Below are 13,667 nucleotides of genomic sequence, written 5' to 3'. Positions count from 1 at the left end.
TTTATTGTAAAATTGACACGAATAAGCAGGAGTTAGAAATTAGGAGTTAGGAATTGAGAGGGTAACGGCGTGTATTTTTTCGATCATGCAAATAACGGGACATAGAAAAGGGCTATTAAAAATAGCCCCATGTTGACTTATTGCTAATTGTTTATGTTTGAGGACGAGAGCGATTCGCCGCTACCATTTTCAATTTTCAACGTCGGTACAGACAAGGCATTGCCTTGTCTCTACGATTTCCTAATTACTCTGCACCCAAACATCCTGCCTGCCGTCTTATCTTCCTTGCCCTGAATCTTTACGACCACTTTTGTTTTGCCGGCGATCAACTCTGCAGGTATTGGATATTCAACATCAAAAAATTTACCCGGTGTGCCACCTTTGAGTTCCTGGCTCGCAATTTTTACGTCATCGATCAGGATGTCGAACAATCGATTTTTATCATCTCCAATATAGGTACAGAGCAATGCATTTTTTGAACCCGGTTCCACTTTCATGTCAAATGAAAAGAATCCGTTTTTGCGTGCCTCTCTTCCCGTCTTGCCAAAGGCATCACTGGCATACGAGAATTCACTTGCCTTCAAATTATGATCACGCTCCGGCTGCATCTCCCCTAACCGCATCACATCTATTGTATTGGCTTCAATTTCCTTCTGACGTTTTTTCTCCGCTTCATATTCCGCGGCTCTGGCGCTCCACTCTGCATTGGTAAAGAAATCCCAGTATACAGAATAATAATTGTCGATGTTTTTGTAAAACGGACTAAGCGTTACATCGAATGGTTTGCCTACGCCTTTCATGCGAAAAACCAACGGGGCATTATCATCAGCCACTGCCCATTGCGCAACATTCCTGTTGTCTGTCATCAGCACCGGCGTTCCATACACAGGATCAGGCATTGTGTCACCAAGGTTTCCAGCAAGCAACACAGGCCCATACAAAATGGCAATGCGATTTTTATTGTCAGGCATGCTTTCCGTGTACAGCTCCATTGGATATGTCAGTTCAACTTTGTCTCCTTTTTTCCATGTGCGTTTGATAGCAATGTAGCCATCTGTTTCTTTAAATAAGCTGGACGCCTGTCCGTTTATTTTAACTGTATAGCCTTTGTTTGTCCACCATGGTTTTCTTACGAGCAATGCAATGTTTTTGTTTGCAACACCGCCAATTGCAAGTGTTATATTGTTTGCTTCGGGATAATTTGATTGCTGCGAAATGGTCAACTGTTTTGCTTTCCAGTTAAGCGTTGAAGGGATAAAAAGATTCACGTACAAGCTGTTGCCATCAGCACTTTCAAAATAAATATTCTCAGCGTATTTCGCATGATTCTCCATACCACTGCCTACACAACAGGTAAAGGTGTTAAACGAATCACTGAATTGTTTTTTGCTTCCCATGCGCAATGGTTCGAAGTACAGCATCATCGCATCGATAGGATTTTGAGAAGCGAGGATATCATTGTACAAAGTGCGCTCCATATAGTCTGCTAGCTTGCTTTGCGGCTGCCATGTAAACAAATGCCCAGACAGTTTAAGCATATTGTATGCACAACAACTTTCTGCAGTATTGTCACTCAATGCATCGTTCAATTTATCCGGCGCTCCAAGGTATTCATAATTGCCATTGCCACCGTTTACATAGGTATGATGATCCACCGTGATGTCCCAATATCTTTTAGCAATAGTCATGTCACCGGCATTTGATGTTAACTCGTACTGCCTCGCACTTCCCAAAGCTTTCGGAATGTTGGTATTGGAATGCTTTCCTGCAATGGGATCCGGTTTGTTTTCAGCAAGCGGCTGCATGATAAAATCATCATAGAATTTGTAAGACAAAGTCAAATATTTCTTATCGCCGGTAATTGCGTATATCATTGCCAGCACATCGTTCATGCCACCGTATTCGCATTTCAGCATGCGCTGTCTTTGTTCATCTGTCAGCGGGTTTACAATGTCACCAGTCCAATCAGCCATTTTTTTCACCACTTCCAATGCCTGCGCATTATCACAATACATATAAGCATCTACAAGGCCTGCCATCACTTTATGAACAGTATACCATGGGCTCCATCCACCGTTCAGATCAAAGCCACCTGATTTTATCTCACCTCTTTTTATTCTGTTAAAAATAGAATCTTCATTTGGTATCGCGCCCACATATCCCGTCTTTCGAGCACTCTGGCACTTCGCCAATTCCTGCACAATATGATCCGCAATCTTTTTAAACCGCATATCTTTCGTTGTCGCATACATCATGGAGCATGCAGACAGATAATGCCCGAGCGTGTGCCCGGAAAGGCCTTCGCTCTCCCAACCGCCATAAGCACTATCTGTCGGAGCGATTGAAGCATTCTTATAAAAACGATTCAACAATCTTGCAGGCTCCAGGGATAACATGTAGTTGGCATCGATATCCATTGCATGTTTAAAAGGACCGCTATCCGATAAGGTGACATCCTTAAGGTTAAAAGCGTATGCCTTTAACGGGATGACGTTTTTTACTTTGAGTTTTGCATTGCTTCTTTCCGGCAAATACGATTGCGCAAATCCTCCGATAAGGAAAGCGCTCCCTGCTATAGTCAGTAATATTTTCTTCATACCAGTATAATCGTGCAATTTTCAGATGATTAATAGGTAACGTAAAGTGACTAAAAAATAAGAACGTCGCCTACTTGTATTTTAACTAACCCTGGTTTGAATTTCACGCAGTTGGCACGCAGATGACGCTGATTAGGCTGATTTGCACTGATCTTTTATTGACTGAATACATGATTATTTATGTGCAGCAACCGTACTAATCAGCGAAAATCAGTCTAATCAGCGTCATCTGCGTGCTCCCTCTAAAACTGCGCAGCTCTGAATGATTCAACTTCTTTGATGGTTGTCGGTAAATCTTTGCCGAGCTTGCGGTAGCCGTTATCTGTTATCACATAATTATCTTCTATACGCACGCCGCTGAATGATTGCATTGCTGTAAGTTTATTGTAGTTCACAAAGGAAGCAAGTTTATTCTCTGCTTTCCATCTGTTCAGCAATTCAGGAATGATGTAAACGCCGGGTTCAACGGTCAGTACAAATCCCGGTTGAAGTTCCTTTGCAAGGCGCAATGACTTCCATCCAAAGGAAGTGTTTCTTTTTATCGCGTCAGTATAGCCAACATACTCTTCACCGAGATCCTCCATATCATGCACATCTAACCCCATCATGTGGCCGAGGCCACACTGAAAGAACAATGTGTGTACTCCCAACTCCACGGCCTCTTCGGCATCGCCGGTTACAAGACCGGTTTGCTTTAAACCTTCTAATAGTTTAACGGCCGACTGCCTGTGCACTTCGCGAAATTGCACACCGGGTTTTAACAAAGAAGCCGCATGCTGTATCGAATCCAGCACCGCCTGATAAATTTCCTTTTGTTCGCTTGTAAAACTTTTGCCTGCGGGAAATGTCCTCGTGAGATCACCTGCATAGCACATGGCATTCTCTGCACCTGCATCACAAAGTATCATATTGCCTTCCTGAATGGTATTACCATAGTAGTGGTTGTGTAAGATTTGACCATTGATGGTTAGTATAACAGGATAAGATACACCCGCATTTGCGGCCAGTGCAGCTTCCTGCACCTTCGCCAGCACTTCATACTCCTTCATGCCTGGTCGCGTGTGGCGCATAGCGGCCAAATGCATGTCGGCACTAATGTTTACAGCTTTTTCAATCTCCTCAATCTCTGCTTGTTCTTTAATCTCGCGTTGTTTCACTATCGCTTTGATCAATGGAACCGATACAAACTCCTGCAACTTTGCGACCGGCACATGAAGCCAACTTTTTAACTTCAATACATTCTCCGGCCTGTAGGGTGGAAGAATGTGAATGCGTTGACCTGAGTTCTCTTTTGATTTAAAAAATTGCTCCAGCGAGTTGGATTGCTTTGTATGCCCAATACCTGAAAGTGCTGCCAATTCGCTGATTGAAGGCATTGCTCCTGTCCAGATAATATCATCAAGGCTCAGATCATTTCCAAACAATGTTTCCGTTCCTTCATCAATATTCAGCACCAATACAAGCCCGGGTTTGTTAATGCCCACATAATACAGAAATGTACTGTCTTGCCTGAATGAATAACAGTTATCTCTGTAGTTCATGCTGCTTTCTTCATTGCCCATTAACACGATGATGCCGCTTCCCAGCTCCTGCACTAATTTCCTGCGTCTTTCAATATATACTGTCTTATCGAACATTGTCATTTTCATGGCTTGCGTATTGAATTCGTTTGTTTGCTTTTTACTTCGTTGATATCCTGATCACATTGATTGAATAAGGAGAAATCGATAAATGCAGCGGCTTCGCCTTCATCTCAATGGAATAGTTCACAGGCACAAATTTATTTTTTTCTGCGAAAGAATTTTCGTCATTCAATGAAGATGCTTTCAAGGTAGTTTGGGTGATCTTTGAGATGCTGCCCGCAAAACCTGTGAGATCAAAATCCGTCTCCACTGCATCACCATAGCCATTCACCACTTTTATGATCGCGTCTCCTGTTTTATCATCTTTACCGGCGATGGCAAACATTTTAACCGGCTCGCTGTAAGTCATGATTAGCTTATCATTTAAAAAACATTTCACCGTATCCAGACCAACCTCCAATCTTATATCATACCACTTTCCAGCTTGGATAGAATCAGGCAAATTTACTGTTGATGATATGTTGCTAACATCGTAGCCATTCGTAACTTTTTCAAATACGCCTACTTTGTTTACCCACGCACCAATATGCGCACGATAAAATGTATTGCTGTCTTTTACCGCAAATGGAATGATGAATGCATTGTAGCCCTCAAGTTTTTTTGCTTTAAGTTGTAAGGTGTAGGTTTCAAACGATTTGTTTTTCAACATCTCAAATTGCTGTGCACCTTCAGCTGTTTGCTGCAACGAACTATCGCTACTGTTCACGCCCCACTGCCCTCTTACAAATTGCCAATTATTAAGATCGTTGATAAAGTCACTTTTAAAAATGGTCTTTCCATTCTGTATAACTTCAATGTCTTTATAAGCAGTTTTTGTGTCCCATGTTGCAAGGCCTATTCCTCCCGCAAACGCAGGCTTCTTAATGACCGGAGACCCAATGTTTACAACAGCTTTTACATTAATGCCCGCACGATTTTCATTCATCATTTTTATAGCGTAATAAGAAATGCGTGCAAAACTTTGAGCATTGTCAAAATTAATCAGGTTTACCGGCCAGTCAATATCATTTGTGTTAACAAGCAACGGCGCATAACTGCTCATCTTTACAAGGTCTCCATTCTTCTCCATGCTCATAATGTAAACTGCATCATTTAGCGCTGCTTCCATATTACCTGCTCCAACTCCTGCGTTGGTAGCATATTCACCCACATAAATATCCCATGCACCTCTTTTGTATTTGTCGAAATGTTCGAAGTTGCGCATTGCCCATCCCGCAGACTTGTACGCATGTTCATCCGCAAAATCAACGCGTCTCATTTTTTTCAAAGTAAAATCATTGACATCGCCAATACCCATGCTTGCGATTGTTTTGATGTTTGGATATTTCGCTTTGATGGCATCGTAAAAAATATTGTAACGCTCTGCATATCGCGGGCCGTTTTGCTCGTTGCCTATTTCAACATATTGCAATGGAAAAGGCTTCGGATGTCCATTAGCGGCCCTGAGTTTGCCCCACTTTGAATTCACCGGACCGATGGCATAATCAATAGCATCCAATGCACTTTGAATATATGGTTGCAAGCTATCATCCGGCGCAAATGTGCCACTTCTGAAATCGCACGACACACCAGCGTTGAAAACATATAACGCAGCTGCGCCAATATCTTCACAATACTGCAGGTATTCGTGATAGCCAAAACCATTTGAGGTCCAGTAACCCCAGGGGCTGTAAGTCGAATGCCTTTTTTCTACCGGACCGATTGTGGCTTTCCAATCCGGTGCGCTCTGGATAGTAATACCTTCTACAAAGCAGCCGCCCGGCCACCTGATAAATGCAGGTTTAAGATCGGCAATGTATTGTGCAAGATCCTGCCTTAGTCCGTTGGGACGATTGTGAAATGTTTTCTGCGGAAACAATGAAACAAAGTCCAGCCACACTGTTCCGGGTCTGTCAAATCGCAAAACAAATTTTGCCTTTGTATCAGTCTTTTGCGCTTTGATAACACCAACATATTTCCTCCACTTAACATCGTTATTAACTTGCGACGTGCACGATCCAAGTATAGTGCCGTCTTGTGCAACCAGCAAAGCTTTCACTTGTCCTTTGTAATTTCCGCGCAAGAAAAAATTCAGATTGTAATTTTCATTTGCCTGCACGTTAATGCCCCAGAATCCTTCGTTGATTACATCTGCAGTATTGGCCGCATCTGCTTTGCTGATTTCTATTTGTAACGAATGGGGTGTTGCATCATTCAAAGGATTGTTGCTTGTTCTTAACTCACTTATGGCAGCATTGCCATTTGCATGAACCGTCCACGCGGGAAACTCGCCGTGATTGGGCCATTCCATTTTCCAATCGCTTACAGCATTTCCGGACAATGAAAAGTGTGGTGTTGCAGGCGGAAAGATGAACCCATCTTTCAATGTCGTTCCCGGCGGAATGTTCGCTTCTTCAAACCCTCTGTTCTGGATCAGCTCAGCGTAGATGCCGCCTTCTCCTCCATGACTAATTTCCTCAAAGAAAACACCATGCAACGTAGGCGCTACTATTGCTCCTGTATCAGACAAACTCACACGAACAGTTGCTTCGCGTTGCGCAATTGTGGCCATACAGAATGCTATGCTGAGTGCAGTTAAGAAAATGCTTTTACAATTCATGAGTGATCCTGTTGGTATTGAATTGATCTGATTGACTATTTGTCTGTCACGAAAATAACTACCTCTGTTGGCTGGTTATGCAAGGGGACAACATACATTCCCTTCTCCATTTTTGAAGAGCCCTTTACCGTGAACGTTTTGTTTTTTCTTCCTGTAATTGAAATATCGAGATAAGCGATCGCAGTATGTTCATCAGCATTGTCTAATTGCAACTTCAACTGTTTCGTTACCGGATTAAATGCAAGCTGCTTGATCGTTCCAGCTTTTAAATCCAGCCACAAACCAACAGGTGCAATGAATGCAGATGTTTTAGCAGCAGTGGTTGGCTCAACTATGATCCAGCCATTCTCTTGTTTCACATTGCCGCCAAAACCAAGCCAGCCAAGCTCTTTGTCTTTTGTGAGATAGGTAGCAGTATTGACTGCGTATCCGTAAAATCCGGAACCATAATCGCCAGACAGTCCATCGTTTACAAGCGTGGAGGGAAACGAATGAAATGCACACGGCGCAAAACCTTCTTCATTAATATTTGCAATGCCACCCAGCACGCCACCATAACCTACACGCAACAAATAAAGGTCATCCGGATGTGTTCTGTACTCCTGCAAAACAGGAATGGCATTCAGCTCCGAGCCATAATGATGGATCATTCTTTCTATGCGTGAAAGTTTGCCCCCATACAGAAAATCCCAGTAACGGCGTGCATTTCCATTGTATGCCCAACTTGGTAATGTTGGCATGTAGCCAAGGATTGCCTTCAACGTCACTTCTGCTTTATCTGTGTAACCAAAAAAATATGACCACACATACACTTCCTCCTGCCCTGTGGAATCCCATGGCATTTCACTTCCAAACGGATAGGCAAGTGAGCGCCAATGAATGGCTCTTTTTTTCATCAATGCTTCTATTTTCTCAGCCATCGTTGTAAGCCCTTCTCTGCGCAAATCTCTCAGTATGAAAAAGAAAACGGAACCTTCCATTTGTCCAAACTGCGCATAGTAAGGCGCTTTCTCTACCATGGCAATTGTTGTTTGCGCAGCATTGTTCAAATACCAGTCCCATTCATGATTATTCACCAGATTGTGATGGTAACGTGCGAGACGATACATTACCCAGTAGGCAGCCGCAACGTGTGGATAGTTGTACGACCGGCCAATATTCTCTGCCTCTTTTCGTGGCCATGCCGCCCATGTTTTAAAGTTGATGGAGCTGTCGTAAGTACCTGCGGGCATTTTATCCGGCTCGTAAAAGAAAAGGCTTTTTCTTACACCAAATTTATTCGCGCCCATCGTGTATTGTATGTTGCCGTAGAGGGTCTGGTCAACAAAGCGCTCGAGTTTTTTTATCTGCGTGTTGTCCGGCAATATCAATTGTTTCATGGTCGCTCCTAACCAGCCACCAGCGCCACCTTCATCACTCAGGCCCGCTATCCATGCGCGACTGTCCTGCACAACCTGTTGGTTCTTTTCATAGTCATAACTAATAACCGAAGGGCTTCTGTGAAAAGTGTCATTCGGCACTTCAAACCATTGTTGATTGGTGAGAAAGTTACCGTAGTCTCCAATCACTTCCGCTTCAGGTTTGATGACTTTGTAATGAATTGTTTGAACTGCTCCATCAGCATAGTTTACTGTAACTCGCGCCCTGCCCCATGTGTGTCCGTGCAAGGAATACACTTTCCAGTTTGCATTTTCGGAAGGCGCAGGTTCCACATCGATAGCACCTGCAGGCTCTACATTTATGAAAGAAACGTTTTTCCCATATTGAAGAAAAAGTTTTCCGTTAACATTCTGTGGCAACACGTAACCGGGTACGCCCACTGCCACAGGACGGTGATATTTTTTCAAGGTAGTTTCAATATTCTTCGGATCACCAGCCAATACAAACTGCAGTGAATAGCTTCTCGTCTCGCCAGGCATGATCTTCACTGATGTTGGCTCGTTCCATTGTTGCGCATTTTTCCAGGTGGTTTGTGCGTATGCCTTGCTGTGCACCAACCATTCATAAAATCCTTCAAACACAATTCCGCGTGGAGTAGGATCATCCAGCAAAGGATTGTATGCTTCGAAAGGCGTTTTACCATAAGGCAAAACAAGTAAAGAAGGTGCCGCTCCACTTAAGCGCGTTACCTGCAAATAACCCGCATCCATTCCTGTATATGGATCGTAAAATACATTGCGGGCGTGTGCCTGCTCCAAAGTTTTTCCCTCGAGCAGATTGTTGAATACCATTGGAATCCCCAATGCACCAATTTCAACGACACTGTTTATTTTGTTCTGCAATTCAAATCTCAAAACAAGATTACCATCATGCACTTCCCAGAAGCGTTTGATGGTGAGTGGAATACTTGCATCTAATGTGGATGTCAAATCTGCTGCAGCCAATACATCACCAGACGCAGGAAGAGCTTTTACTTTATTGCGCTCTTTTGCGGTTGAAAAATTTTTCCATGCCGTATCTCCTTCAACCTGCAAACTGATATTGATATCCCCAAGATGGTACATGCCATTGCTGCTGCGAATTTTCAAACTATCACCGGGAGTAAAATCAAATGCAGGAATGCTTAACGGATTGAGTGCCGATACTGTTTGCGAAGCTTTTACCAGTTGCAAACGGAAGGACGATGTTTTGAATTCTATTCGTCCGTCCTGCAAACCAAGCGTGGAAGGCTTTTGAGCAAGCTTTTGCCACGGTGATTGCGCAGACGCATTTGAAACCAAAAACAATCCTGCTGCAACAAAAAATATCTTTATCTTTTTTATCATCATCATTATCTGTTCTCTTTTTACTTTTTACTTTTTCACCCCTCCATCTTATCATTCGAACGCCTGTAGGCTATCACTTACGAGTGAGGTTTCCTTAGCACCACCTCTTTTCAAAATGAAATAGTAAACCGGTATGCCTAACAATACAATGCCCAGTCCTGGGAAAGTAAATTGCGGTTTATATATCAGTAGCGAAACACAAATAGTACCGGCACAAAGAATATACAGGAAGGGCAACACAGGATAACCGAAAGCTTTGTAGGGTCTTGGAAGATCAGGTCGTTTGCGTCGTAAAATGAAAATACCCGCAATGGTTAGTATATAAAAAATAAGAACGGTAAATATTACATAATCAAGCAGGTCATTGTATCTGCCACTTAAGCAAAGCACTGCGGCCCAAATGCTCTGTATCCATAAGCCATTGCTCGGCACCGCGTTGGAATTGAGTTTGGCGGCTCTTTGAAAAAACAATCCATCTTTTGCCATGGTATAATAAACCCTGGCTCCGGCAAGTATCAACCCATTGGCACATCCAAACGTAGATATCATCAGCAATACAGCCAGTATGTTTGTACCCCTGTCTCCAAATATAATTGTTGCCGCTTCCATGCCCACTCGATCATTTTCGGCAAACGCAATATTGTGCAAAGGAATTACACTGAGATACATAAAATTAGTGGCTGTGTAAATAACAGTAACGATCAGCGTTCCCAAAAACAAACTAAGGCCAATATTGCGTTTGGGATTTTTTATTTCGCCTGCAATGAAGGTCACATTGTTCCAGCTATCACTACTAAACAAACTGCCTACCATGCTTCCTGCTATTGCCCCCAGCACAGCCATACCCGAATAGGGAATCAAAAAGTTACCGTCTATTTTATGAAGTGAAAATCCGGTTGTCCAATTCGCATCCCAGGTATTTTTATTGGCGGCCCAAAAACCAAAGATTACAAGACCGAAGAGTGAAACAAGTTTAATTAAAGTAAGGGTAGTTTGAATGGCGCGACCTTCTTTAACTCCTCGAGTATTGATATACGTTAGTAACAATATAACAATGATGGAAGTGATTTGTGCAGCAGAAATTTTGAGAATGCCAAGTTCAAACAAAATGTTCTTCTCGCTCAAACTTGGAAAAATATATGCAGCAAATTTACTGAAGGCAACACCTACCGCCGCAATGGAACCTGTTTGTATGACTGTAAAAAAACTCCAGCCGAAAAGAAATCCGACCAAAGGATTGTATGCTTCTTTCAAATAAACATATTGTCCTCCGGCCTTTGGAAACATGCCGCTGAGTTCACCATAGCTTAACGCAGCGATTAATGTTAACAAACCAGTTAGTAACCAGATAAGGATCATCCATCCTGCTGAGCCCACGTTTCTTGTAATGTCGGCACTTACGATAAAAATGCCCGAGCCGATCATTGACCCTGCTACGATCATTGTTGCATCCAGCAGGCTGAATGATTGTTTGAATTTCTTTTGAGTTGTTGCAGTTTTCTCCATGCAGAAAATTTGGTTCTCTATTTAAACAATGTTGTGTTTGTTTTCAACCCAAGCCCTCGTCTACTTTTTTGCCACCACTTTGATAAACGCCACTCCATGCGGCGGCAGTTCAGCCGTGTAGAAAAGTTTGTTTGCTGTTACATTCTGTTGTCTCCAAATATTTCTCACTTGTTGTGGAGCAGTAAGGCCCAATGAATCCCAGGTGACCTTCACGGTTCTATATTTGGTACTCATGTTAAATATCCCGATAGCCTTTTCTCCAGACTCCAATTCCTTCATCCACACTTGTGTGCTGTCAGTATTAAAGACGCGTTGCGCCTGCTTTCCTAACAGATCCTGATTCACCGCAATAACTTCACTGTTGGTGAGTAGTTGTAAAGTAAAATTGTCGAGCTTGCTCAGGTCACATCCTATCAGCAATGGTGCTGACAAAAGCGACCACAACGTTACGTGCGTATATTGTTCATCCGGTGTAAGTCTTGATGGATGAAGGTTTTCGCCCCAACCGACCTGCCCTACGATCATCATGTCAGGATCGTTCCAATGACCGGGACCTGCATAAGAAAATAGCCTATCCTGGTGAAAGCCAATTGAATAAAGACTCTGCCAGGTATCTTCAATATCTTCGGTAGTGCGCCAGCTTTGTCCGTTCACTTGTGGTCCCCATTTCCAAACATCCTTCATACCATATTGGCAAAGACTGTACACAATATCACGCGGTTGAGCACGCAATGCTTCTGACATTATTGTGTAGGGCTTTATGTATGCAGCAGTCGTCGTATCCTTTCCAACAATGCCGTCGTAACTGCACCAGTCATATTTTAAGTAGTCGATGCCCCATGATGCGTATGAATCAGCATCCTGTTTTTCATGTTGATAAGAACCGAGATAACCGCCACAAGTGCGTGGACCGGGTGAAGAATAAATCCCGAATTTCAATCCATTGCTGTGTAGCCAGTCGCCCAGCTCCTTCATGTTGCCGAACTTTTCGTTGGTGGCGATGGTGCCGTCAACATTGCGTTCCGGCGCTTCCCAACCGTCGTCGATGTTGATGTACGACCAGCCATAGTCAATCAATCCTTTATCAATCAACGCTTGCGCGGAACTCTTCACTTTATCTGCACTTACAATTATACCCCAGCAGTTCCAACTGTTCCAGCCCATCGGAGGCGTGAGCGCCAATTGATCGCCTATTTTAATGACCATCTGCTTTGAGGCAACCCCAAGATTGTTGGTTGCGCCAACAGTAAAAATATAATCACCTTTTTGTTTGATTGAACCGGTGACGATGCCGGTAGATGAATCGAGTTGCAAACCGGCAGGAAGATCTTTTTCGAAGTATTGCATGGGCTTGTTGCCAGAGGCGGCAACCCTGAATAACACTGGCGAGGCGGGTCGAACGCCAAAAGCGCTGGCGCTATTGATCTGTGGCTTGCCTGATGCCTTTGGAGTTAGTATATAAGCCAGTGACTGGTTGTTTGTTACGGACAACTTTGAACTGTTATCGATAAATGAACTGTTGAAAGAAATGCCCGCTTTATTAGGAACAGTGAAGGAAAATATTTTCTTGCTAAAAGGTTCAATGGTGAGCTTAACTGTTTTTGTCTGTATAACTTTTTGTTGAAAATTATCGATCACCTTTACTTGCAAGGCGCCTTCTATCCGGGTGTTAAAGTCGTTACTTAATTTCACAGGAACAATCGCTTTTGCATTATCAAAGAGCGTGCTGTCGGTCATGACGCCAATACTGGTACCGTCAATTTTCTCCAGCATCGTGATGCTTGGGTTCCCCATAAAAATACCGCCAGAGCCGCCGCCATCGTAGACTTTTATAGCGATCACATTTTCTTTGTCCCATTTAATTGCAGGATCAGACGCCGCAATATGATAAGCCCTTACCGCGGGCCATTTACTTACATATCCACCTGCATCTTCAGGAAACGCACCGGTCTTGCCGATCTTTCTTCCGTTCAAATATGTTTCATCAACATCGTTGACATGTGCGAGGTAGAGGCAGAGACTGTCCTTCCAAAATGATTGCAGCCTCATGCGTGAAGGAATCACTATGTGTATCCTGTACCATGCATATCCATGATAATCGGCAAATCCCTGCTCTTGCCAAACGGTGCCGGTTTTAATGGTTTTCCATTCTTTGTCGTTGAAGCCAGGCATTGACCATTGGGTGTTATCGCCGGTAACAAACTTCGCTGCAGGCAATGATATTGACTGTTGGCGTTGCCCCAGAGCCATCATGCATTGAAGCAGCAAAAGAAATATCAGTGAAAAAAAATGCCTGTTCATGATATGGAAATTAACTGTCTGTTTAACATTTAAAAAATGATGCAAAAAAATTGCACACAAGGTGTTCAATTTCGAACAGCCTAATACCGCGCTTCTTCGAAACTAACATGTCGCCCCTCTGGGGCTGGAATTTACGGTGCACCTTAAATCTTAGTCTACTAACGTGCCGCCCCTCTGGGGCTGGTTCACGAGCGTGCTGTTGAGAATCCCCTTGCAGCCGCCGTATTAATTCTTAATTATTAATTATTAATTTTTC

6 protein-coding genes are annotated in these 13,667 nt (G+C 43.2%); all 6 read right to left on the bottom strand.

What is annotated here, in order from left to right; translation table 11 throughout:
• Positions 1 to 230: 230 nt before the first annotated feature.
• Complete coding sequence (locus KTO63_RS10385) at positions 231 to 2,597, bottom strand: glycoside hydrolase family 127 protein (RefSeq protein WP_217791203.1); 2,367 nt, start codon at positions 2,595 to 2,597, stop codon at positions 231 to 233.
• A 242-nt stretch (positions 2,598 to 2,839) separates the two neighbouring features.
• Positions 2,840 to 4,246, bottom strand: coding sequence for an aminopeptidase P family protein (locus KTO63_RS10380; protein ID WP_217791201.1), 1,407 nt, complete (start codon positions 4,244 to 4,246; stop codon positions 2,840 to 2,842).
• Positions 4,247 to 4,277: 31 nt separating this feature from the next.
• Positions 4,278 to 6,839, bottom strand: a complete 2,562-nt coding sequence (locus KTO63_RS10375) for an alpha-L-arabinofuranosidase C-terminal domain-containing protein (protein ID WP_217791199.1) — start codon at positions 6,837 to 6,839, stop codon at positions 4,278 to 4,280.
• 35 nt (positions 6,840 to 6,874) lie between these two features.
• Complete coding sequence (locus KTO63_RS10370) at positions 6,875 to 9,610, bottom strand: DUF5695 domain-containing protein (protein WP_217791197.1); 2,736 nt, start codon at positions 9,608 to 9,610, stop codon at positions 6,875 to 6,877.
• 45 nt (positions 9,611 to 9,655) lie between these two features.
• Positions 9,656 to 11,110 carry an APC family permease gene (locus KTO63_RS10365; RefSeq protein WP_217791196.1) on the bottom strand — a complete coding sequence of 485 codons (1,455 nt, stop codon included), beginning with the start codon at positions 11,108 to 11,110 and terminating at the stop codon, positions 9,656 to 9,658.
• Positions 11,111 to 11,170: 60 nt separating this feature from the next.
• Positions 11,171 to 13,411 (bottom strand): putative Ig domain-containing protein, encoded by a 2,241-nt coding sequence (locus KTO63_RS10360; RefSeq protein WP_217791194.1) that lies wholly within the window; start codon positions 13,409 to 13,411, stop codon positions 11,171 to 11,173.
• Positions 13,412 to 13,667: the final 256 nt, after the last annotated feature.

The organism is Pinibacter aurantiacus, assembly GCF_019130065.1.
In the GTDB taxonomy this organism is placed as follows: Bacteria; Bacteroidota; Bacteroidia; order Chitinophagales; family Chitinophagaceae; genus Pinibacter; species Pinibacter aurantiacus.
The sequence above is the reverse complement of the archived record's forward strand: the minus strand, read 5'-3'. Positions and strand labels throughout refer to the sequence as shown.